Consider the following 22,763-nt stretch of genomic DNA (forward strand, 5'->3'; position numbering starts at 1 on the left):
GATTTGATGCGTATTATCGACGAAAAGAGCCCGCCGCGCCAAACCAGGATGTGACAAAGCCGTCCACCCTGGCGAGCCGATTTTCGTGGCTATTGACCGCTTTTGGGGGTGCGATCCGAGATGTTTCAGCCGGCCCGCGCCGACGCGGGGCGGTCCGCCTCGGGCAGCGGCCGCAGCGCCCAGGTCACCGCCAGCCAGATCGCCGACAGGCCGGCGGCGGCGATGAAAACGGCGTTGGAACCGGAATGCGAGGCCAGCCAGCCGCCCAGCGCGCCGCCCGCGAACAGGCCAGCGGCCTGAGCGGTGTTGTAGAAGCCCAGCGCCAGGCCCTTGTAGGCCTGCGGCGCAACCCGCGACACCAGCGAGGGCTGCAGGGCTTCCAGCACGTTGAAAGCCACGAAGAAGCCTGTCAGGGCGGCGGCCAAGGTGTAGAAACCATGGCTGGCCGCGGGCAGCAAGGCGCACACCAGCACCAATCCGGCCACGGCGGCGCGCAGGGCGCCGCGATGGGCGCGGCGCTTTTCGGCGACGAACACCACCGGCACCATCAGCACGAAGGACACCAGGATGACGGGCAGGTAGACCTTCCAGAGCTCGCGCGCGTCCAGGCCGCCCACCTTCGCCAGCAGGGCCGGCACCACGACAAACAGCGCCACCTGGATCAGATGCAGGACAAAAACGCCGAAATTCAGGCGCAGCAGATCGCTGTGGGTCAAGACTTCGCGCGGCCGGGCCGCCTGCATGGTGCGGGCCTGGGTCAGCGGCACCACGGGCACGACCCAGCCGGCCACAGCCAGGCAGATCACGCCCAGGCAGGCGATGGTCCAGAACAGGCCGGACAGGCCCCACCAGCCCACCAGCACGGGCGACAGCACCAGCGAGACGGCAAAGGACAGGCCTATCGAGCCGCCCACCATGGCCATGGCGCGGGTGCGGACCTCGTCGCGGGTCGAGTCCGCCAACCAGGCGGTGACCGCCGCGGAAATCGCGCCCGCGCCCTGAATGGCGCGGCCGATGGTGATCCAGTACACGTCGGAGGCCTGCGCACAGACGATGCTGCCCGCCACGAACAGCAGCAGGCCGAACAGCACCACGGGGCGGCGGCCCCAGCGGTCGGACGCCAGGCCGAAAGGAATCTGCATGAAGGCCTGCGTCAGGCCGTACATGCCCAGCGCCAGGCCGACGCGGGCGGGATCGTCGCCGCCCGGCATGCCGGCGGCGGCCACGGCAAAGACGGGCAGCAACAGGAACAGCCCCAGCATCCGCGCGGCGAACAGGCCGGCCAGCGCCACGCTGGCGCGGCGCTCGGACGGGGTCAATTTCAGTTTTTTATCTGCCTGCATGCGAAAAATTCAACGATGACTAGGGCTCGCCTGCGCGCGTGGATGTCACACGCTCACGGTCTGATCTGGCGGTGCGGCGCCGCCCCCCGGGTCTATCCAGGCTGGAGTACTGCCCCGAACGCAGGGGGATTCGGCGCGCTATAGTACCAAGTTGGCCTTTGAAACCGCTTAAAAGAGCCCGATGGACGTGACAATACGCATTCGGGGTGCGCGCACCCACAATCTCAAGAACGTCTCGCTCGACCTGCCACGCCACAAGCTGGTGGTCGTCACCGGCTTGTCCGGCTCGGGCAAATCGTCGCTGGCCTTCGACACGCTGTACGCGGAGGGCCAACGCCGCTACGTGGAAAGCCTGTCCGCCTACGCCCGCCAGTTCCTGCAGCTGATGGACAAGCCGGACGTGGACCTGATCGAGGGCCTGTCCCCGGCCATCTCCATCGAACAGAAGGCCGCGGGCCACAACCCCCGCTCCACCGTCGGCACCATTACCGAGATCCACGACTACCTGCGGCTCCTGTACGCGCGGGTCGGCACGCCCTACTGCCCTGACCATGGCCTGCCGCTGCAGGCGCAAAGCGTCAGCCAGATGGTGGACGCGGTGCTGTCCTGGACGCCCGAAACCCGGCTGGCGGTGCTGGCGCCGATCGCGCGCGGCAAGAAAGGCAGCTTCGAGGACGAATGCGCCAGCCTGCAGGCGCAGGGCTACGTGCGCCTGCGCGTGGACGGCCAGCTGACCGAAATCGACGGCATGGCGCCGTTGAAAAAGACCGAGAAGCACGACATCGACGTCGTCATCGACCGGCTGCGCATCAAGCCCGAAAGCAAGCAGCGCCTGGCGGAGAGCTTTGAGACCGCGTTGCAGCTGGCCGAAGGCCGCGCCCTGGCATTGGACATGGACAACGGCCGCGAACAGGTCTTCTCCAGCCGCTACGCCTGCCCGGTATGCAGCCACAGCCTGCCCGAGCTGGAACCGCGCCTGTTCAGCTTCAACAACCCCATGGGCGCCTGCCCCAGTTGCGACGGCATCGGCCAGGTCGGTTTCTTCGACCCCAAGCGCGTGGTCGCCTTCCCCGAACTCAGCCTGGCGGCCGGCGCCATCCGCGGCTGGGACCGCCGCAACGCCTTCACCCATTCGCTCTTGACCAGCCTGGCGGCGCACTATGAATTCGACATCGAGGCGCCCTTCGAGGAACTGCCCGAGGCGCTGCGCGACAAGGTGCTGTACGGCTCCGGCGACGAAGAGATCTCGTTCCTCTACCTGAACGAGAAAGGCCGCAGCACGGTCAAGCGCCATACTTTCGAGGGCGTGATCCCGAACCTGGAACGCCGCTGGCGCGAAACCGATTCGGCCACCGTGCGCGAAGAGCTCGGCAAGTACCGCAACATCAAGACCTGCCCGGACTGCGGCGGATCGCGCTTGCGGCCCGAGGCCCGCAACGTGCTGATCGGCCAGGATCCGCGGGGCGGCGAACGCCACGGCCAGGCCATTTACGAAGTCGAGGCCATGCCGCTGTCGACCTGCCTGGCCTGGTTCCGCGACCTGAGCCTGACGGGCGCCAAGCAGGAAATCGCGCAGCGCATCGTGCGCGAGATCGAGGCGCGCCTGAGCTTCCTGAACAACGTGGGCCTGAACTACCTGTCGCTGGACCGCAGCGCCGACACCATCTCGGGCGGCGAGGCGCAGCGCATCCGCCTGGCCAGCCAGATCGGATCGGGCCTGACCGGCGTGATGTACGTGCTGGACGAGCCCTCCATCGGCCTGCACCAGCGCGACAACGATCGCCTGATCGGCACCTTGCAGCACCTGCGCAACCTCGGCAACAGCGTCATCGTCGTGGAGCACGACGAAGACATGATCCGCATGGCCGACTGGGTCGTGGACATGGGACCGGGCGCGGGCGAACACGGCGGCCAGGTGGTGGCGCAGGGCGACCCGGAAACCGTGCAGCGCGACCCCCAGTCGCTGACCGGCCAGTACCTGAGCGGCGCGCGCGCCATCGCCATCCCCAAGCGGCGCCCCGTCAACGACGAACTGTCCTGGCTCACCCTGACGGGCGCCAGCGGCAACAACCTGAAGAACGTGGACCTGCGCATCCCGGCGGGCCGGCTGGTGTGCGTGACCGGCGTGTCCGGTTCCGGCAAGTCCACGCTGGTCAACGACACGCTGGCGGTCGCCGTGTCGCGCCAGTTGCACCATGCGCAGAGCGAACCCGCACCCTACGTGTCGATGCAGGGGCTGGAGAACTTCGACAAGATCATCAGCGTGGACCAGAGCCCCATCGGCCGCACGCCGCGCAGCAACCCCGCTACCTACACGGGCCTGTTCACGCCCATCCGCGAACTCTTCGCGGGCGTGCCGGAAGCGCGCACCCGCGGCTATGACCCCGGGCGCTTCAGCTTCAACGTCAAGGGCGGCCGCTGCGAGGCCTGCCAGGGCGACGGCGTGGTCAAGGTAGAGATGCACTTCCTGCCCGACATGTACGTGCCTTGCGACGTCTGCCACGGCAAGCGCTACAACCGCGAAACGCTGGAAATCCGCTATCGCGGCCGCAACATCAGCGAAGTGCTGGACCTGACGGTCGAGCAGGCGCTGGAATACTTCGAGTCCGTGCCGGCCATCGCCCGCAAGCTGCACACGCTGATCGACGTGGGCCTGTCCTATATCCGGCTGGGCCAGAGCGCGACCACCCTGTCGGGCGGCGAAGCGCAGCGCGTGAAGCTGTCGCAGGAGCTGTCGCGACGCAGCACCGGCCGCACGCTCTACATCCTGGACGAGCCCACCACGGGCCTGCACTTCCGCGACATCGAACTGCTGCTGCAGGTGCTGAACCAGTTGGTCGACAGCGGCAATACGGTGCTGATCATCGAGCACAACCTGGACGTCATCAAGACTGCGGACTGGGTGGTCGACATGGGTCCCGAAGGCGGCGACGGCGGTGGGCGCGTAGTGGCGCAGGGTACGCCCGAAGACGTGGCCGGCACGTCCGCCAGCCACACCGGGCAATACCTGGGCAAGCTGCTGCGCCGCTGAACCGGCGCCTGAATCATCACATCAACGGCTAGGAAGGATCGCGGCATGTACACCTTGATCATCGGCAACAAGAACTACTCGTCCTGGTCCCTGCGGCCATGGATCGCCTTGCGCGTCGCGGGCATCCCGTTTACCGAGCAAAAGCTCGGTTTCTTCACCGAGGAATTCTCGCGCCGCGTGGGCGCGGTATCGCCCGCGGGCCTGGTGCCGGTGCTGCTGGATGGCGAATTCGCGATCTGGGACACGCTGGCGATCTGCGAGTATCTGGCCGAACGCCATCCCGAAGCCCGCCTGTGGCCCCAGGACGCGCGGGCCCGGGCCCGCGCGCGGTCGCTCGCCGCGCAGATGCACAGCGGCTTCGGCGCAATGCGCCAGGCGCTACCCATGAACGTCGAGGCGCACCTGCCCGGCATCGACTTTCCCGCGGCTGCGCTACAGGACATCGCGCGCCTGCAAGCGATCTGGCACGACACGCGCGCGGCATTCGGCCAGGGCGGGCCGTTTCTGTTCGGCGAGTTCTCGATTGCCGACGCCTTCTTCGCGCCGGTGGTCTCGCGCTTCACGACCTATGGCATCGCGGCGTCCGGCCCGGTGCGCGACTATATGGACGCCGTGCTGGCGCTGCCCGCCATGCAGGAATGGACCCGCGACGCGCTCGCGGAAGCCACCTTCGTGCCCGAAGACGAGCCCTACCGCAAGCAGCGCTGAAGCACGTTCAATCGACGCGTTCAATCGCGCAGGCGCTGGGCCACGAATTCACGCACCAGCGCCATCGCCGGCGCTTCGGTGCGGCCCGTCAGCGTCACCATCGCGAACAGCGCGTGACTGCGCAGCGGCGGATCGGTGGGCAACTCCGTCAATTCGCCCGCGGCGATGCCGACCCGCGCCGCGCCCACGATGCCCAGGAACACCGCGTCCGACACGCGCACCGCTTCCAGCACGCTGCCGATTTCATCGCAGCGCAGGCGCATCGCGCTCTGCGGGTCGGCCTCAACACCGAAATGGTCGACCACGATGCGTACGGTATCGGCCGCGAGAAACGTGGACGCCAGCGGATAGGCCGCGACCTCCGCGAAGCGCGCCGGCCGACCCGTCTGCGCCAGCGGATGGCCGCGGCGGCAGATGAACCCGGCGCGCATTTCCGAAATGGGTTCGATGCGCAGATCGGCCGCCGGCACGATGCCGCGCGTATCGACCACCAGCGCATCCAGGCGCCGCTGGCGCAACAGCGCCAGATGCGCCTCCGGCGAACCGCGCATCACGTCCAGCCGCAATTGCGGATAGTGCTGCGCCACGTGCGCCAGCAGCGGCGTCATGAGCATGACGCCCGGCCCCGAACCCAGCCCGATGCTGATGCTGCCCCGGTCGCCTTGGGTCAGCAGTTCCGCGCTGCGGCGCAGCTCGCCCGATTCGAACAGGATGCGCCGCGCGCGGCTGGCGACGGTCAGGCCGAGCGGAGTCAGCTCGGTGCGCTTGCCCATGCGGTCCAGCAGGCGCGCCCCCAGGTCTTCTTCCAGCAGGCGGATGCTGCGGCTGAGCGCCGACTGGGTCAGGTACAGGCGTTCGGCCGCGCGGCTGAAGGAACCCGCCTCGGCCACGGCCAACAGATGTTCGAGCTGCTTGAGATTCATGCTCGAGTCCCCGTTTATCTATGAGTTTTTTTTCTAGCTTCCAGAATAACAATTCGTTAGACAACTAGCGAGGCCTGTCCCTAGCATGCGAATCACGACTAGATCATTCCAAGGGGAATTTCGTGAGCATGCTTTTCAATGGCCTGCGCCTGGCCGGCTGCGCGCTGGCGTTGGGCGCGACGCTGCTGGGCCAGGGCGCCCGCGCCGCAGACTATCCCGACCGTGCCGTCATGATGATGGTGCCCTACCCGGCCGGCGGCGCATCCGATTCCATCGCCCGGGTCGTGGCCTCGCCCGTGTCCAAGCAACTCGGCCAGCCCGTGCTGGTGGAGAACCTGGGCGGCGTCAGCGGCGCGCTGGGAGCGCAAAAGGTGCTGGGAGCCAAGGCCGACGGCTACTACCTGTTCCAGGGCTCGCCCAACGAACTGATTCTGTCCCCCATAGCCAACCCCGCAATCAAGCTCAAGAGCGAGGATTTCCGCCTGGTACAAATGATAGGTATGGCGCCCATGGTGATCGTGGCGCGCGCCGACCTGCCCGCCAACAACGCCGACGAACTGGTCACGCTGGCGCGTTCGCGCTCGGCCACCCAGCCGCTGAGCTTCGGCAGCGTGGGCGTGGGTTCGCTGTACCACGTGCTGGGCGAACACATGGCCCGCACCATCGGCGTCAACATGATGCACGTGCCTTACAAGGGCGGCGCGCCGCTGATGCAGGACATCGGCGGCGGTCAGGTGGACCTGGCCATTCTGCCGCTGTCGCAGCAGCAGGTAGCGCTGGCCGAGCAAGGCCGCATCAAGCTGCTGGCCACCCTGGAGCCGCAGCGCAGCCAGCTGCCCGCGCTCAAGACCGTGCCGTCGGTCAACGAAGGCCAATTGCTCAAGGGGTTCAACTTCACCACCTGGACCGGCTACTTCGTCAAGCGCGACACGCCGCAGGACGTGGTCTTGCGGCTGAATACCGCGCTCAACGCCGCCATGCAGGATCCCTCGGTGAAGGACAGCCTGGCGCATCAGAACATCGAAGTCTCCGCCCCCATGAGCGCGGAACAGGCCGACGCCATGTACCGCGCCGAGACCGAGCGCTTCCGCGAAATCTCCAGCCACATGAAACTGGCAGGCAATCCGTGACCCGATTCCAGGACTTCTCCGCCATGCATCCCGTTCTGCAGGCCATGACCGCCCAGGCCGATGAGTTCGTCTCGATCCGCCGCGACATCCACCGCCACCCCGAACTCGGCTTCCAGGAGTTCCGCACCAGCGATCTGGTGGCGCAATGCCTGACGCAATGGGGCTATGAAGTGGAACGCGGACTGGGCGGCACCGGCGTGGTGGGGCAGTTGCGCCGCGGCAGCGGCGGCAAGCGCCTGGGACTGCGCGCCGACATGGACGCCCTGCCCATCCAGGAAGCGACCGGCCTGGAGCACGCCAGCTGCAACGAAGGCGTGATGCATGCCTGCGGGCACGACGGCCACACCGCCATGCTGCTGGCGGCGGCGCACCATCTGGCCAAGCATGGCGGCTTCGACGGCACGCTCAACCTGATCTTCCAGCCCGCAGAGGAAGGCCTGGGCGGCGCCAAGCGCATGATGGAGGACGGACTGTTCCGCAAGTATCCCTGCGACGCCATCTTCGCGATGCACAACATGCCGGGCCATCCGCAAGGCCGCCTGCTGCTGCGCGACGGCGCCGCGATGGCCTCATCCGACAACGTCACCATCGTGCTGGAAGGCGTGGGCGGACACGGCGCGATGCCGCATTGCGCCGCCGATCCGGTGGTGGCCGGCGCGGCCATCGTGCTGGGCCTGCAAAGCATCGTCGCGCGCAACATCGATCCCCTGCACATGGCGGTGATCACGGTCGGCGCATTCAATGCGGGTAAAGCCAACAACGTCATCCCCCAGACCGCCACGCTGAAACTCAGCGTGCGTGCGCTGGACCGTGGCGTGCGCGACACGCTGCAAGCCCGCATCACGGAACTGGTCCACAGCCAGGCGGCCAGCTATCAGGTGCGCGCCACCATCGACTACGGTCGCGGTTATCCCGTGCTGGTCAACACTCGCGAAGAAACCGATTTCGCGCGCCAGGTCGCGGTGGAACTGGTGGGCGCCGGGCAAGTGGACCTCCAGACCCGGGCGCTGACCGGCAGCGAGGACTTCGCCTTCATGCTGGAGGAAGTGCCCGGCTCCTACCTGCTGGTGGGCAATGGCGATGGCTCGGCGGAAGGCTTCAACAGCGGGCATGGGGCCTGCATGGTGCACAACCCGGGCTATGACTTCAACGACCATAGCCTGCCCGTAGGCGCAGCCTACTGGGTGCTGCTGACGCAGCGCTATCTGGCGGGCTGAAGCCGCGGCGCAAGCCTGAGGCCCGCGGGCCTCAGGCCATCTCGAACAGGCGCTTGTGTTCGCGGATGGCGTAGCGGTCCGTCATGCCCGCAATGTAGTCGGCGATGGCGCGGGCCTGCTCGTTGAAAGCCGGACGGCGATAGTCGGGCGGCAATAGGCGCGGATCGTCCAGGAAAGCCGCAAACAGCTCGCGCACGATGCGGCGCGCCTTGGCCGTCATGCGCAGCACGCGGTAGTGACGGTACAGGTTGTCGAACAGGAATTTCTTCAGCTCGTCGGCCTCGCTACGGATCTCGGGTGAGAAGGTCGCCAGCGGCGGCGCGCGGCGCACGTCGTCGGCGGTGGCGGGCGCGAACTCGCGGATGCGCGCCAGCGAGGTCCGCGTCAGGTCGACGATCAGCGTATTGATCATGCGGCGTATGGTCTCGGCCACGGCGCGGCGCGCAGCCAGCCCCGGATAGCTTTCCAGCACATGGGCGTGATGGCGCTCGAAGATCGATACTTCCTTCAGCTGTTCCAGCGTGATCAGGCCCGACCGCAGGCCGTCGTCGATGTCGTGGTTGTTGTAAGCGACCTCGTCCGCCAGGTTGGCCAACTGCGCCTCCAGCGAGGGCTGGGTGCGGTCCAGAAAGCGCTGGCCGACCTCGCCCAACTGGCGCGCGTGCGCGGCCGAGCAGTGCTTGAGAATGCCTTCCCGCGTTTCGAAACACAGGTTCAGGCCGTTGAAGTCCGCGTAGCGTTCTTCGAGTTCGTCCACCACCCGCAGGCTTTGCAGGTTGTGCTCGAAGCCGCCCGCCTCGGGCGCCAATTCGCGCATGCAGGCGTTGAGCTCGTCCTGGCCGGCATGGCCGAACGGCGTGTGGCCCAGGTCATGCGCCAGCGAAATGGCTTCGGTCAGGTCTTCGGACAGGCCCAGGCTGCGCGCCAGCGTGCGCGCAATCTGGGCCACTTCCAGGCTGTGGGTCAGGCGGGTGCGGAACAGGTCGCCCTCGTGGTTCACGAAGACCTGGGTCTTGTATTCCAGGCGCCGGAAGGCGCCGGAATGGACGATGCGATCACGATCGCGTTGAAACTCCGTCCGGTTTTCCGGCGGCGGCTCGGCATAGGTCCGCCCGCGCGATTGAGACGGGTGGGATGCATAGGAAGCCAGCTCTTTCATCTGCAACACCGTCTCCAGCATGTCTATTGAGTAGTGCGAGCCAGGACGGCGCGCACGGCGTCGTCGGGAGCAGCCCGGGTCATGGCTTCGCCGATGCGCGGCATGAGCACGTAGCGGATCGAGCCGCCTTCCGTCTTCTTGTCCACCTGCATCAGGTCCAGCCAGCGGTCGGCGCCCAGGTCAGGAGCCACGACGGGGCAACCGATGGCGGCCACCAGGGCGCGCACCCGCGCCACGTCGGCGCGGTCGAAACCGGCGACATCGGCCGACAGCTCGGCAGCCTGCACCATGCCGCAACCGACCGCCTCGCCATGCAGCCAGGCGCCATAACCCAGGCCGGACTCGATGGCGTGGCCGAAGGTGTGGCCCAGGTTGAGTATGGCGCGCAGGCCGGACTCGCGCTCGTCCTTGCCTACCACTTGGGCCTTGAGCTCGCAGGAGCGGCGGATGGCGTAGGCCACCGCCTCGGCATCCAGCTCGCGCAGTTTCTGCGCATTTTCCTCGCACCAGGACCAGAAGGCCGGATCCAGGATCAGGCCATACTTGATCACTTCCGCCAGGCCCGCGGACACCTCGCGCGCCGGCAGCGTGTTCAGCACGTCGGTATCGATCTCGACGGCCACCGGCTGGTAGAACGCGCCGATCATGTTCTTGCCCAGCGGATGGTTGACGGCGGTCTTGCCGCCCACGGACGAATCGACCTGCGACAGCAGGGTCGTGGGCACCTGCAGGAAGCGCACGCCGCGCATGTAGACCGCGGCCGCGAAACCGGTCATGTCGCCGATGACGCCGCCGCCCAGCGCCACCAGCACGCAGCGGCGGTCCAGGCGGTTGCCCAGCAAGGCATCGAAGATCAGGTTCAGCGATTGCCAGTCCTTGTAGGCTTCGCCATCGGGCAATTCGATGCGCAGCACCCGCTTGCCGGTACGGGCCAGCGCGGCTTCGGCGCGTTCGCCATACAGGGCCGCGACGGTCGGATTGGTGACCACGGCGATCGCGGTGGCGTCCGCCGGAATGCTCTGGTCCAGGACGTCCAGGCGGCCGGCGCCGATATGGATCGGGTAGGCCCCGCCCGGGGTGTCCACGTGTACAACGTTCATATGCGCTTCTCGAAGGCTTGCAGTTGCGGCAGCAGCGCCTTGACCAGGGTGTGGATGGGCATGGCGCCCGTCTCCACCACCAGGTCGGCCACTTCCTTATAGAGGGGTTCCCGCAGGGTCATGAGGTCACGCAGCGTGCCGCGCGGGTCGGCCGTGGCCAACAGGGGACGGTTGCGGTCGCGGCAGGTGCGGCGGAACAGTTCGTCCACGCTGGCGCGCAGGTAGACCACGATGCCGCGTTCGCGCAGGCGCTGGCGGTTTTCCGGCGCCAGGATCGCGCCGCCGCCGGTGGCAAGAATTATGTTGCGCCGTTGGGTACACTCTTCCAAGGCGGCGGATTCCCGGCGACGAAAACCGGCCTCGCCCTCGATTTCGAAGATTACCGGCACCCGCACGCCGCAACGCGCCTCGAGCTCATGATCCAAGTCCATAAACTCGCGCCCCAGGGCACGCGCCAAGCCACGCCCTATGGTGGTCTTGCCCGCGCCCATCATCCCGACCAGGAAAACCGGCAGGTCATGCGGCAGCGTGGCGGCCTTGCCTGTGCACTCGATCGCGCAAGGCTGGTTTTCGGGCGTCTCGCAGGAGGACGCCGGGTCCGGGTCAGCCTCCGGACATGAGTTAGCGGAAAAGTTCATGACGGCATTATCACATCAGCCGCCAGTTGCCCGCCTACCACACTGAACGACTTTGTTACAGAAACCGGTGCCCCGTGCCAAGACGGACCCGGAGATACCCGTAAAATCGCCGCGATGAGCAAGCCCCAGAATTCCTCCAAGAAAGACAAGCCCGCCAAGAGCGGTTCCCCGATACTGCGATTCTTCGTAAAAACCGGCATTTTCTTTGCCGGCCTGTTCCTGTGCGGCGTGTTGCTGGCCGGGATGGCGTTGGCGCTGGCCTGGCCCAACCTGCCCGACCTGAACGCCATGACGGACTACCGCCCCCGGGTGCCGCTGCGCGTCTTTACGGCGGATCGCGTCCTGATCGGCGAATTCGGCGAAGAGCGCCGCAACGTGCTGCGCTTCAACGAAATCCCGGACGTCATGAAGTCCGCGGTGCTGGCGGCCGAGGACGACCGCTTCTATCAGCACGGCGGGATCGACTGGATGGGCGTGGTGCGGGCGGGCCTGACCAACCTGGTCAACATGTCGAAGTCGCAGGGCGCCAGCACCATCACGATGCAGGTGGCGCGCAACTTCTACCTGTCGTCGGAAAAGACCTATTCGCGCAAGTTCTATGAACTGCTGCTGACCTTCAAGATCGAGTCGGAGCTCACCAAGGACCAGATCCTCGAGCTCTACATGAACCAGATCTACCTGGGCCACCGCGCCTATGGTTTCGCGGCCGCCTCGCGCACCTATTTCGGCAAACCCCTGTCGGAAGTCACGCCCGCGGAAGCCGCCATGCTGGCCGGCATTCCCAAGGCGCCGTCGCGTTTCAACCCCATCGCCAACCGTCCGCGCGCCGAGCTGCGCCAGCGCTACGTGCTGGGCCGCATGCACTCGCTGGGCTACCTGACCGAACCGGAATACCAACAGGCGCTGGCCCAGCCCATCGTCATGAAGTCCGCGGAAGGCACGCCGGCCGGCGGCTATTCCGTCCATGGCGAATACGTGGCGGAACTGGCGCGCCAGCTGTTGTTCAACGTGTACCAGGACAACGTCTATTCGCGCGGCATCAACATCTACACCACGGTGCAGTCCAAGGACCAGGAAGCGGCCTATCGCGCCGTGCGCGAAGGCGTGCTGGAATACACGCGCCGCGCGCCCTACCCCGGCCCCGAGGAACAGCTCGACCTGCCGCCGGGCACCGAGAACAATCCGCAGGCGCTCGACGAATTCCTGGACGGCGTGTTCGACAAGTTCAGCGACAGCGGCGACCTGCTGACCGCGCTGGTGCTGTCGGCCAGCCCCACCGAAGTAAAGCTGGCGCGCAGCTCGCGCGAGATCATCACGGTCACCGACAAGAAGGTGCTGGGCGTCGTGGCGCGCGCACTGAACGACAAGGCCAAACCCGAGCAGCGCATCAAGCGCGGCTCCGTGGTCTACATCCGCAAGTTCGGCGACAACTGGGAAATCATCAACCTGCCTTCGGTGCAGGCGGCCTTCGTGGCGCTGTCGCCGCAAGATGGCGCCATCCGCGCCATGGTCGGCGGCTTTGACTTCTACCGCGGCAACTTCAACCGCGTGACGCAAGCCTGGCGCCAGCCCGGTTCGAACATCAAGCCCTTCATCTATGCCGCTTCGCTGGAGCGCGGCCTGACCCCGGGCACGCAGATCTCGGACCAGCCCTTCGAACTGACGGCCGCGCAGACCGGCTCCAAGGCCTGGAACCCGAAGAACTACGGCAACCAGTACGAACCCATGCTGACCCTGCGCCAGGGCCTGTACAAGTCCAAGAACATGGTGTCGATCCGTATCCTGCAGGCCATCGGCCCGCAGTACGCGCAGGACTACCTGACCCGCTTCGGCTTCGACAAGGCCCGCCAGCCCGCCGTGTTGCCGCTGGCGCTGGGCGCGGGCTCGGTCACGCCCTTGCAGCTGGCCGGCGCCTTCTCGGTGTTCGCCAACGGCGGCTACCGCGTCACGCCCTACCTGATCGACCGCGTCACCGACAGCAGCGGCAAGGTCATCATGCAGTCCAAGCCGGTCGTGGCCGGCGACGCCGCCGCCCGCGCCATCGATCCGCGCACCGCCTGGGTCATGGACGACATCCTGCGCGGCGTGGCCACCTACGGCACCGCGGCGCGCGCCCGCGTCCTGCTCAAGCGCAACGACATCGCCGGCAAGACCGGCACCACCAACGAATCGGTGGACGCCTGGTTCTCCGGCTACACCCCGTCGCTGGTCGCCACCGCGTGGCTGGGCTTTGACCAGCCCAAGTCCCTGGGTTCGCGCGAAACCGGCGGCGGCGTCGCCATGCCGATTTGGGTCGATTACATGCAGACGGTCCTCAAGGGCGTGCCCGAAGAGAAGCCGCGCCCCCGTCCCGATGGCCTGTTGGTCGAAAACGGCGAGTTCTACTTCTCCGAATTCCCGCCCGGGCAGGCGGTGGCGCGCCTGGGCTTGCCCGAGGCCGACACGCTGGGTGAATTCCTCAACGGCCTGAACGGCAGCACCAGCGAGGAAACCAAGATCAAGGTGGCGCCGGGCGTGGGCACGCAAGGCAACACGCCCTGGTCCCAGAAGATTCCGTTCTGACGCGCAAATGACAAGGCCGGCCCCATGGGGCCGGCCTTTTTTTTCGCCTGAACCTGGTGTTTTACAGGCGTATCGTCACGGGCACGCCCGCGGCCGCGGAACAGATCTGCGACAGGGCGTCCGGCAACTGCGGGCCGCCTCGGGTATCGTTCCAGTGCTGGCCATCGTAGCGGTAGTGGAAGCCGCCGCTGCGCGCCGCGACCCACAGTTCCTGCATGGCAGCCTGGCTATTCACCACCACGTGGGTGTTGTCTTCGAAAACCATCGTCAGCACATTGCCGCTGCGGCTGGTTTCGACATCGACATCGAGCGAAGCCGCCCAGTCATCGGCCTGGCTTTCGATGCTGTTCAGCACCTGGTCGATCAACGCAAGAAATTCGGTTTCGGTCATAATCGAGCCTGCAAGATTTAGGAGTTCCCAGTGTTCCACTTGGCATTTCGCCGCATGGTCCTTCGCATTGTAGCCACGCTGCTGGCGACCGGCATGGTTGCCGCCTGCGGGTATAAAGGTCCCTTGTACATGCCGACGCCGGACGGCAAGCCGCCCTCGCGTACGGAGCAACCGCCGCAGACGGTCATTCCGCCGGCGCCATCGCTGCCATGACACCCCGATTCCCCGCGCAGCCTGAACTGGCCGGTCATCCGTACTTCCAGTTCCGCAACAATGTCCTGTACGCCGAGGACGTGCCGCTGGATCACCTGGCCGAAAAGCTGGGCACGCCGCTGTACGTGTACTCGCGCGCCGCGCTCAAGGCTGCCTGGGAATCCTACCGCAACGCCGTCGGCCAGCATCCGGTGCTGGTCTGCTACGGCATGAAGGCCAATTCCAACCTGGCCGTCCTGAAGGAATTCGCGCGCCTGGGCGCGGGCTTCGACATCGTTTCCGGCGGCGAACTCAAGCGCGCCCTGGCGGTGGGTGCGGACCCGTCCAGGATCGTGTTTTCCGGCGTGGGCAAGCAGGCCTGGGAAATGCGCGCCGCGCTCGCGGCCAAGGTCAAGTGCTTCAACGTCGAGTCCGAAGCCGAGCTACGCCTGCTATCGACAATTGCGCATGGCATGGGCCTGCGCGCACCCGTCTCGCTGCGGGTGAACCCGGACGTGGACGCGCAGACGCATCCCTACATCTCCACCGGCCTGAAGGAGAACAAGTTCGGCATCGCCATCGAGTCGGCGCTGGACGTCTACCGCCTGGCCCAGTCGCTGCCGGCCTTGGAAATCGTGGGAGTGGACTGCCATATCGGTTCGCAGCTCACGGATATCAGTCCCTATTTCGACGCGCTGGAAAAACTGCTGGACCTGATCGAAAAGCTGGATCAGGCCGGCATCCGGATCGCCCATCTGGACCTGGGCGGCGGCCTGGGCATCCGCTATACGGATGAAATTCCGCCCTCGCCCCAGGCCCTGCTGGACCGTGTCTTCGAACGCCTGAACGCGCGCGGCTTCGGCCATCTGCACCTGGTGCTGGAGCCCGGCCGCTCGCTGGTGGGCAACGCCGGCGTGCTGCTCACGCGGGTCCAGTACCTGAAGCATTCGGAAGCGCGCAACTTCGCCATCGTCGACGCCGCCATGAACGACCTGCTGCGTCCCGCGCTGTACGAAGCCTTCCACGGCGTGCGCCCCGTGCATCCGCGCGCGGGCGACGAAACCCTATACGACATCGTCGGCCCGGTCTGCGAAAGCGCCGACTGGCTGGCCCGGCAGCGCAAGCTGGCCATCCAACAGGGCGACCTGCTGGCGGTGGAGTCCGCGGGCGCCTACAGCATGGCCATGGCCAGCAATTACAACGCCCGCCCCCGCGCGGCCGAAGCCATGGTCGATGGCGACAAGTACTACGTCGTGCGCCAGCGCGAAACGCTGGAAGACCTGCTCAAGGGCGAGTCCACGCTGCCCTGAGGGGCTGCCGCCACTCGCGGCACGGACCGCGCGCCGCAGGCGGACCCGATACCGAATCGTTCATTCGAACTCATGCGTAATGGAAGCCGGACGGCCGGCCGCCACCGTCAGGGTCATGCGGTAGTCGCCCGCTGATGCGTTGCGCACCGTCACCTGGTAACGGCCGGGCGGCAGGGACAGTTCGCGCAGCGGCGGGCTGACGCCGCGCGAGCGGCCATTGACCAGCACCTCTCCCCATGGACGCACGGCCACGCGCACCGTGACGGGCGCCGCCTGAGGCGGCGGGGTCACGGGCGCGGCGGGGGCTGCCGCGGCTTCAGGCTCAGAGGCGCTTTCTGGTTTTGGGCCGGCGGACGGCATGGCGGAGCCAATGGCCGCGGCCTGCGGCGGCGAGGCTGGTACGGCCGCGGCGGGGGAATCTGGCAAGGTCGGTGGAGCCGGCGCGGGCGCGGGTTGCGGCTGTGGTTCCGACTGCGGCTGGGGTTGCGGCGGCGGTTGGGACGGTGGCTCCGATTGCGGCTGGGGTTGCGGTTGGGGTTGGGGCGGCGCCACGCCAGCCAGTTCGACCGGCGGCTGTGCCGGCCGCAGCCATGCATATCCCCCCGCCGCCAGCAGCAGAAGGCCCGCCACGGCCAGCGGCAGCATGCGCCGCGCCGGCCCCGGGTGTTCAGGCCGCATCGCCGTCAGGCGCGCCGCAGCCGGCGGTGGATCGTCAAACTCGTCGGCGGGCGTCTCCGCCATCAATGAAGGCGCGGCCGTGTCCGGCTCCGGATCCTCCATCGGACCGGGTACGGAAGCCGCCGCAGGCGCCGGCACCGCCGGCGGGATCACCCCCATCGCCGCAGCAAGCGCCGCGGCTGTGCGCGGCCTCGCCTGCTCGTCCATCGCCAGGCCCTCGTCCACGGCGGCGCAGAACGCCGCGCGATAGGCGCCCGGCTGCCATGCATCCAGAGGCAGGCAATCGTCGCGCACGCGGCGCGCCAGCGCGCCTGGCGGGGCCGCGCCCGTCGCCAGGAAGTACGCCAGCGCCGCCAGCCCGTACACGTCCGTCCAGGGGCCGCAAGAATGGCCCGGATCGTCCGTGTACTGTTCGAACGCGGCGTAACCGGCATGGCGTGCGGCGTCTTCATCATCGGGCGCCGCATCGCAAGGCGGCGCCAGGACGGCAAAATCCTGTCCGTCACGGACCACGGCATCAGGGCTGATGCCGCCATGCGCCCGGCCGGCTTCGTGCATGGCGGCCAGGGACGCGGACAAGCCGGCGACGACTCGCAGGATCTCCTGTTCACGCAGCCTCCCGGGCGGCAGGCGCAGGATATCGTCCAGGCGTGCCGCATCTGAAGCGGCCGGGAAGCCTGCCGCGCCCGGCTCAGGCGGCACAGCTGAAGTTCGTAGCATGCGCGGTCCTCCGGCAGTTTCAGGGATGCCAGGTCGGCAGGGATGAGAACAGCCTGGCGAACAGCGTCGCGTTCAACGCGCCGCCATGGATGTAGGTCTGCAATGCCGCGCCGTCCGCCTGGTTGGTCCACCAATAGCTGGTGTGGGAACTGGGGTTGAAGCAGAACGGCAGATCGGGCCAGGCGCCCAGCGCGCGGCGCGCCAGCGGCGCGGAGTCCTGCTCCCGGCCGGCGCTCAGGATGTCCATGATGTCGCTGCCGCCGCGCGGCGCGGCGGCGCCCGGCGCCGCGGCAGGCGTACGCACCTGCTGCAGGCTGCGGTCGAACTGTTCCGCCGGGCAGCCATGACGCACCGCCGCCAGCATGCTGGCGCCGATCTGCCGGTAGTAGTCGCTGGCGCCATCCAGGATGCTGCTGTGGTATTGCGCGGGCGGCACGGCCATGACCACGCACAGCGGATAGCCCCGGCCCACCCGGTCGCGGCTGGGCGTGATGCAGCCCAGCTGTGCGACACCCGCGCCCGGCCCCGCCGGAATCGCGAAATTCCAGATGGGCGCCGACGCGAAGCCGCGCGCGGCATTGATGTCTGGCGCCTGCTTCAGCGCCGCCAGCCCGAACTGCAGCCAGCGGTCCCACCAGGTGATCAGCTCACGCGGCAGGCGCCGGTGCACGAAGTCGCCCGCCGCCGGAATCTTGCCGTACCAGCCCACACGCCCACGCTCCACTGCTAGCTCCATGTCCTTGTCCTGTTCACGACGCGCCCGGGCAGGCAAATGCCTGCATCTCGCCCAGATGGAAAGGGCTCTTGACGCTGCTGGCGGTGATCTCCAGCACCACCTTGCGTCCGCCCAGGTCGAATGTGGCCAGCGTGACCTCCGGCGTGGCCCCGCGCCGCAGCTGGGCGCGGTCCAGCATGCGGTTCAGCGCCCAGGGACCGGACGTGGTCATGCCCGCCGCCCCGACCTGTGGCGTAAGCTCGATGCGCACCTGGTTGCTGCCGCGGGGGCCGGGCCACTGCACCGTGGTCGCCACCTGCGGGCCATGCGCGTAGCGCACCGCCTGGCCGTCCACGTCCATCACGAACTGGGTAATGCCCGCGTCCATTTCCACGGGCTTGATGGCCACCCGATACGAGGGCATGGGGTTGCCTGCCATGAAGTACACGTCGCGGATCACGCCCGCGCGCTGGAACGCGTCCAGCGTGGCGGAGTTCTCCCCCGACTTGCCGTCGATGCCCGGTTTGAAGCGCCACCGCTGTCCGGAAACGTCGATCTGGTTCGCCAAATTCTTCTGGAAGAAGTCGTCCATCAGGCCGTTGGGCCCGAACAGCCGCGCCATGTCGTTGGGCGCCACGTCGCGCGCCGAACGGCTCGAAAACGGATAGCGTCCGGCCACCGACTGGCCGCAGAACATGCCGATGGTGGCGGACACGGTCTCGCCCATGCGCGCGCGGGCCACGTCGGACACTTCGCCGGACGCGTTCACCGATAGCGCATTGAGCACGTCGCGCAGCGGCCCCGGCAAGCGGCCCGCCTCGGCCCGCAGCTTGGTCACGGAATCCGAGCTGGGCGCGGGGCTGCCGCTGCGCAAGGCCGCATCCGCCGCCGTCAGGTAGGTATAGAGCTCGTTGATGAGGCCGGTGGTGGCGGCGATCGGCGAGGTGGCGCCGGCCGCCGCGCCCTCGCCTTCGGCCAGCCGGCGGTACGGCTCGAAATGCTGGTCCACGATGCGCTCGAGCTTCTCGTCCGTGGCGTCGGCCCGCATGGCCGCGCCGGGTCCGGTTGGCCCGAACATCTGCTCCAACGCCTCGCGCGTGCTGCTGACGCGATCGCGCGCCTGGTCCACCAGCGAGCGGTCATCCTTGCCGGTATCGCGCAGCAAGGAGGTCTCTCGTGCAACGCCGCGCACCAGCTGCACCAGCGGCGACTCTGGCGCGGACAAGGTGCGCGCCATCTGGATGTTCTGCAGCAGCGACTTGCTGGGCGCCAGCTGCATATCGTTCAGATAGCCGTCCCACTGCGCCACGTAATCGTTCATGTACAAGCGCTTGATGTCCACCACCAGCTGGCGTTGCGCCGTCTGGTCCAGCTGGCTGCGCAATGGGATGTTCAGGATCCACGCATCATCCGAACGCAACACCTCGGCCACGCCGGTCACGCGCTTGTTGAAGACGTCCCAATAGCCGCGATAGCTGTAGAGCGCGGGAATGCCCTGGCTCAACGGCTTGCCGCTCTTGCGCACGAAGACGGCGCTGGCCTGCGCGCCGCCCAGCGTCACCACCGTGATCTCGGGCGCCGCATCGGCGTTGGCCAGGGTACGGCGCAGCCGGCTGTACGCGCGTTGCGCCAGCGTGTAGCGTGCCAGCTTCTCGCGCGCCTGGGCCACCAGCGCGTCGTCCTTGGGAAACGGCGAGGCCAGCACGTGGCTCTGCGTCAGGTTGCGCAGGTGCAGCGACAGCTGTTCGTACTGGCGCCGCGTGTAGCCTTCAGGCAGGGTGGCCTGCATGTCCGAGAGCAGCCACGCATGCATGAACTCCGCATCGTAGCGCTCGGCCTCGTACAGCATCAGGTAGGCCCGCAGCGCCTCGTAGGAATACTCCAGGTCGCTGGCCGAGGCGTCGCGCAGGGCCGTCTCGACGCGCCGCGCCACCTGCGGCAGCAGCACCTGGTCCAGCGTATTGCCGTACACGCCCTGCGCCGCCGCCCGCAGCTTCTGGCCCTGGTAGAGGCCATAGCGATAGCTCAGCGGCGGATTGTCGATCTCGAAGCCCTCGTGCTGGGGCAGGTACCAGAGGCTGTCCAGGAACGGCATCAGCCCCAACAGGTCGCCGGTGCGCGTGATCTTGATGTCGCGGCTCAGCTTCTCCACCGCTGGCACCCGCCGCGCCACTTCTTCCACGTAATCCGCGTTGTTGCGATAGCTCATGGCCCAGCCCGCGACCAGGGTCAGGAAGGCCGCCGTCACCAGGCCGTACCCCGCCCAGTGCAGCTGCCGATAGCGACGTTCCCAGCGCAGGTTGCGGCTGGCCAGGCCCGCCTCGCGGAAGATGACGTCCTGCAGCAGGTTCTTCAGGAAGTAGCTGCGTCCTTCCGCCTCGCCCGGCACGCTGGCCGCGGGCGCGGCGCCGCCGTCGATGCGCAGGTAGCGCTTCAGATGGCCAGTCACCTGGTCGAAGGTCTCTCCGCCCTGCGTGCCGCTGGTGAAGTAGACGCCTCGCGGGATCACGCGCGCTTCGAACTTCGAGGTCGCGAACACGTCACTCAGGAAATGGCCCAGGATGGCCTGCAGGCCCGCGAACTGCTGCGGCAGCATGTAGGCCAGCGCGCGCCGCGCCGGATCGCTCTCTGCCGCCACCACTTCAGGCAAGGCGTCATCCAAGCGCCGCTGCAACAGCGCATATTCTTCGTGAAAGGCTTCATACAGGTCGAAACCCGGCTCCTGCGCACGCGCATACGGCAAGGTAAAGCCCCAGATCTGCGCCAGCTCGTCGCGGGTAAAGGAAGCGAAGTACTCTTCGAAGCCCGACAACAGATCCGTCTTGGTCACCAGCACGTACACCGGAAACGCGATGCCCAGCTGCTCGCGCAATTCCTGCAGGCGGCGCCGCAGCACTGCCGCATGCTGCGCGCGCTCTGCGTCGGACGCCGACAGCAGGTCTTCGACACTGACGGTGAGCATGGCGCCGTTGATGGGCTGGCGGCCGCGGTACTTGGACAGCAGGCCGAGAAAGCCGCGCCACTCTTCTTCGTCTCCGGTCGGATCGCTTTCGTGCGTGGTGTAGCGCCCCGCCGTGTCCAGCAGCACCGCATCGTCCGTGAACCACCAGTCGCAATTGCGGGTGCCGCCCACGCCGCGCAAGGCCACCTTGCCGTAGCGTTCGGCCAAGGGAAAGTTCAGCCCCGAATTCACCAACGCGGTGGTCTTGCCCGCGCCCGGCGCGCCGATGATCACGTACCAGGGCAGCTGATACAGGTACTGCTTGGAGAACCGGTCGAGCGCGCCGCGCCTGCCGCGGCTCTCGAAGCGGGTCTTGCGCAATAGTTCCACGGCTTCGTGAAAGCGCGCTTCCAGCTGGCGTATCTCATCGTTGCCGGCGGCTTCCTCCAGCGGCTTTTCCGCCTTGGGTCTGGGCCGCCGCAACTGGCTCAGCAGCTGCGCGTTCAAGCGCCCTTCGCGCCATTTGCGCCACAACAGCCGCAGCAGCCAGATCGCGAACATCGCCACGATGACAGCGATGCGCACCGTTTCGCTTTCCAGCGGGCGCACCGTGCCGATGGCGATGAGAGGCCCCGCGATCCAGATCAGCACCGCCAGGGCCACCAGCCCCAGGAAGTTCCACACGCGGCGGCTGAAGAACCATCCGAACAGCCTGTAGATCATTCCTGTCCTCCCTGCTCGTGCGCCACCGGCGGCACCAGCACCGTGATCTCCACCCGCCGGTTCAGCGCGCGGCCCGCGGCCGTATCGTTGGGCGCCACCGGATCGGCATCGCCGCGGCCTTCGGCGCGCACCCTGGCCGTCTGGCCCAGGCGCTGCTCCAGCATGTCCTTGACCGCATCGGCGCGCGCCTGCGAAAGATGCCAGTTGGACGGGAAGCGCGCGCTGCGCATCGGTGTGTTGTCGGAGTAGCCGCGCACCAGGATGCTGCCCTGCGTCTCGCGCAAAGCGTCGGCCACGCGCGACAGCACCGGCAGGTACTGGTCGCGCACGGAACTGGCGCCGGATTCAAATACGCCGTCGCCCCGCAGCACCACCACGCTGCGGTCCACCTCGTCGCGCACGGTGACCAACTGGTCGCGGATCTCGGGCGCCAGGAACACCGCCAGCCGCGGCGCGGGCGCGGGCCGCTTCACGGTGGTCGGGGCGATCTGTACGGTCGGCGGACGCAGCTTGGCGATGGACGCGAACACGGCGTCGGATTCGCTGCCCAGGCGCCAACCCAGGCCCCAATACAAGGCCAGCGCCAGGACGGCAGCCAACGCGCCGAACACCCATAGCGGCACCGGCAGGCGGCGCAATGGCGTCTGCGCCGGCTCGTCGCGCCAATGCGGAGACAGCGCCAGCGGATAGTCGCCGCGCGCGCCGCGCAGGATGCGCAACAGGCGCTGGCGCAGCGTTTCCAGCTGCGAACGGCCGTTGTCGATGACGCGATAGCGTCCCTCGAAACCCAGCAGCAGGCAGTAATACAGCAATTCCAGCAGATCCAGGTGCTGCCCCGGATTCTGCGACAGCTTGGCCAGCAGCTGGAAGAACTTCTCTCCGCCCCAGGTCTCGTTGTGGAACGTGACCAGCAGGCTGTGCGCGGACCATACGCCGCCCCCGCCCCATGGCGTAAGCGCCGCGGCCTCGTCCAGCGCCGTGCACAGGCAATAGCGCGCACCCAGTATGGTTTCGTTGGGGATGCCCGCCTGCTGCGCGCGCAGCTCGAATTGACGCACCTCGTCCAGCAAGTGCTCGCGCAGCATCGCGGGCGAGGGATGCGTCGCCGTGGCGCGGATCTGCGGAATCAGGTCCAGCAGCGGGTTCGCCGCCGCCACCAGCGGATTGGCGCCGCTGATGACGTAGTCGTGAGGCCGCAGCCTGCCCGCCGTATTGGCGGCGCCTTCGCCGATGCCGCCCGGGGGGCCGGCCAGCGTGTGATCCGAAGCATGCATAGTTGTCT

At 67.5% G+C, this 22,763-nt stretch carries 17 protein-coding genes; 7 read left to right on the forward strand and 10 right to left on the reverse strand.

Annotated features, from left to right (window positions below):
- Positions 1 to 125: 125 nt before the first annotated feature.
- Positions 126 to 1,343 carry an MFS transporter gene (locus NGK62_RS10775; protein WP_059379442.1) on the reverse strand — a complete coding sequence of 406 codons (1,218 nt, stop codon included), beginning with the start codon at positions 1,341 to 1,343 and terminating at the stop codon, positions 126 to 128.
- A gap of 187 nt (positions 1,344 to 1,530) precedes the next feature.
- Here NGK62_RS10775 and uvrA point away from each other — a divergent pair, with 187 nt between their 5' ends.
- Complete coding sequence (gene uvrA, locus NGK62_RS10780; RefSeq protein ID WP_502802956.1) at positions 1,531 to 4,374, forward strand: excinuclease ABC subunit UvrA; 2,844 nt, start codon at positions 1,531 to 1,533, stop codon at positions 4,372 to 4,374.
- A 45-nt stretch (positions 4,375 to 4,419) separates the two neighbouring features.
- On the forward strand, positions 4,420 to 5,082 hold the full coding sequence (locus NGK62_RS10785; RefSeq protein WP_118933104.1) for a glutathione S-transferase family protein: 663 nt from the start codon (positions 4,420 to 4,422) through the stop codon (positions 5,080 to 5,082).
- A 20-nt stretch (positions 5,083 to 5,102) separates the two neighbouring features.
- Here the strand turns inward: NGK62_RS10785 and NGK62_RS10790 are convergent, their stop codons facing one another.
- Positions 5,103 to 6,005 (reverse strand): LysR family transcriptional regulator, encoded by a 903-nt coding sequence (locus NGK62_RS10790; RefSeq protein ID WP_059379439.1) that lies wholly within the window; start codon positions 6,003 to 6,005, stop codon positions 5,103 to 5,105.
- A gap of 128 nt (positions 6,006 to 6,133) precedes the next feature.
- On the opposite strand from NGK62_RS10790, the gene NGK62_RS10795 reads away from it, so the two are divergent.
- Together NGK62_RS10795 and NGK62_RS10800 are read left to right on the forward strand one after the other, a co-directional pair.
- The gene (locus NGK62_RS10795) at positions 6,134 to 7,135 is read left to right on the forward strand and encodes a tripartite tricarboxylate transporter substrate binding protein (RefSeq protein WP_251879562.1); all 1,002 of its coding nucleotides are present in this window, start codon (positions 6,134 to 6,136) and stop codon (positions 7,133 to 7,135) included.
- Between the two features lie 23 nt (positions 7,136 to 7,158).
- Positions 7,159 to 8,352, forward strand: a complete 1,194-nt coding sequence (locus tag NGK62_RS10800) for a M20 aminoacylase family protein (RefSeq protein ID WP_118933134.1) — start codon at positions 7,159 to 7,161, stop codon at positions 8,350 to 8,352.
- Positions 8,353 to 8,383: 31 nt separating this feature from the next.
- Here the strand turns inward: NGK62_RS10800 and NGK62_RS10805 are convergent, their stop codons facing one another.
- Genes NGK62_RS10805 through NGK62_RS10815 form a run of 3 tightly spaced genes read right to left on the reverse strand, consistent with a single transcriptional unit; the run spans position 8,384 to position 11,249 of the window.
- Positions 8,384 to 9,532: a deoxyguanosinetriphosphate triphosphohydrolase gene (locus NGK62_RS10805; RefSeq protein WP_373429025.1), complete on the reverse strand. Its 1,149-nt coding sequence runs from the start codon at positions 9,530 to 9,532 to the stop codon at positions 8,384 to 8,386.
- Between the two features lie 2 nt (positions 9,533 to 9,534).
- Positions 9,535 to 10,611, reverse strand: coding sequence for a 3-dehydroquinate synthase (gene aroB, locus NGK62_RS10810; RefSeq protein ID WP_251878321.1), 1,077 nt, complete (start codon positions 10,609 to 10,611; stop codon positions 9,535 to 9,537).
- Positions 10,608 to 11,249: a shikimate kinase gene (locus NGK62_RS10815; RefSeq protein WP_054457189.1), complete on the reverse strand. Its 642-nt coding sequence runs from the start codon at positions 11,247 to 11,249 to the stop codon at positions 10,608 to 10,610. The genes aroB and NGK62_RS10815 overlap by 4 nt, the downstream gene beginning before the upstream one ends.
- 114 nt (positions 11,250 to 11,363) lie before the next feature.
- Here NGK62_RS10815 and NGK62_RS10820 point away from each other — a divergent pair, with 114 nt between their 5' ends.
- Positions 11,364 to 13,811, forward strand: a complete 2,448-nt coding sequence (locus NGK62_RS10820) for a penicillin-binding protein 1A (RefSeq protein ID WP_059379435.1) — start codon at positions 11,364 to 11,366, stop codon at positions 13,809 to 13,811.
- 61 nt (positions 13,812 to 13,872) lie between these two features.
- Here the strand turns inward: NGK62_RS10820 and cyaY are convergent, their stop codons facing one another.
- Complete coding sequence (gene cyaY / locus NGK62_RS10825; protein WP_013396958.1) at positions 13,873 to 14,202, reverse strand: iron donor protein CyaY; 330 nt, start codon at positions 14,200 to 14,202, stop codon at positions 13,873 to 13,875.
- 54 nt (positions 14,203 to 14,256) lie between these two features.
- Here cyaY and lptM point away from each other — a divergent pair, with 54 nt between their 5' ends.
- Positions 14,257 to 14,415 carry an LPS translocon maturation chaperone LptM gene (gene lptM, locus NGK62_RS10830; protein ID WP_191295227.1) on the forward strand — a complete coding sequence of 53 codons (159 nt, stop codon included), beginning with the start codon at positions 14,257 to 14,259 and terminating at the stop codon, positions 14,413 to 14,415.
- Positions 14,412 to 15,704, forward strand: a complete 1,293-nt coding sequence (lysA, locus tag NGK62_RS10835) for a diaminopimelate decarboxylase (RefSeq protein WP_251878323.1) — start codon at positions 14,412 to 14,414, stop codon at positions 15,702 to 15,704. The genes lptM and lysA overlap by 4 nt, the downstream gene beginning before the upstream one ends.
- A 60-nt stretch (positions 15,705 to 15,764) precedes the next feature.
- Here the strand turns inward: lysA and NGK62_RS10840 are convergent, their stop codons facing one another.
- The 4 genes from NGK62_RS10840 to NGK62_RS10855 are packed head-to-tail and all read right to left on the reverse strand — an operon-like array spanning position 15,765 to position 22,755.
- Positions 15,765 to 17,102, reverse strand: a complete 1,338-nt coding sequence (locus NGK62_RS10840) for a hypothetical protein (RefSeq protein WP_251878325.1) — start codon at positions 17,100 to 17,102, stop codon at positions 15,765 to 15,767.
- Positions 17,103 to 17,121: 19 nt separating this feature from the next.
- Positions 17,122 to 17,838: a type VI secretion system-associated protein TagF gene (tagF, locus tag NGK62_RS10845; RefSeq protein ID WP_059379431.1), complete on the reverse strand. Its 717-nt coding sequence runs from the start codon at positions 17,836 to 17,838 to the stop codon at positions 17,122 to 17,124.
- A 13-nt stretch (positions 17,839 to 17,851) separates the two neighbouring features.
- Positions 17,852 to 21,481 (reverse strand): type VI secretion system membrane subunit TssM, encoded by a 3,630-nt coding sequence (gene tssM / locus NGK62_RS10850; RefSeq protein WP_251878328.1) that lies wholly within the window; start codon positions 21,479 to 21,481, stop codon positions 17,852 to 17,854.
- The gene (locus NGK62_RS10855; protein WP_059379429.1) at positions 21,478 to 22,755 is read right to left on the reverse strand and encodes a DotU family type VI secretion system protein; all 1,278 of its coding nucleotides are present in this window, start codon (positions 22,753 to 22,755) and stop codon (positions 21,478 to 21,480) included. Before NGK62_RS10855 ends, tssM begins: the two co-directional genes overlap by 4 nt.
- Positions 22,756 to 22,763: the final 8 nt, after the last annotated feature.

It is taken from the genome of Achromobacter sp. Marseille-Q4954 (genome assembly GCF_943737025.1).
GTDB classification, from domain to species: Bacteria; Pseudomonadota; Gammaproteobacteria; order Burkholderiales; family Burkholderiaceae_B; genus Achromobacter; species Achromobacter bronchisepticus_A.